1 pseudogene is annotated in these 407 nt (G+C 67.6%); it reads right to left on the bottom strand.

From position 1 onward, the window contains the following. Positions 1–56: 56 nt before the first annotated feature. A pseudogene (locus AC1DYK_RS36010) lies at positions 57–407 on the bottom strand (hypothetical protein); the annotation flags it as partial.

Below are 407 nucleotides of genomic sequence, written 5' to 3'. Positions count from 1 at the left end.
AGGAATTGACTCCGTGGCGCGTGACCTGCCCGACTTGTTCCGCTGTCGTTCGACGGTTATGAATTCCTCGGTTTGCGCACCAGAAGGCAGGCTTGCGGAATTCGCGTACCTTCCGGCTCGCGGATCAGCGTGGCGTGCACCACGAGCCCGGCGCGGGTCGCCGACTCGGCAATGCGGTCGGGTGGCAACAGGTGGACGTCGAGGGCCATCGCGTGGCCGCCGTACCCCGTCTCCTTGCGCCGTCGTTCGTCGCCGACGTGGAAGCCGAGCAGCAGRTGGCCKCCMGGGGCCAGCGCCCGRTGGAACTCSGCGAACACCKYCGGCARCASYTCCGGYGGSGTGTGGATGATGGAGTACCAGGCGACGATGCCGCCGAGTTCGCCGTCCGCCGACTCCAGGGCTGTCAT

It is taken from the genome of Variovorax sp. P2_H12 (genome assembly GCF_056403395.1).
Note: the sequence above shows the minus strand (reverse complement) of the source record. Positions and strands in the feature narration are given on the sequence as shown.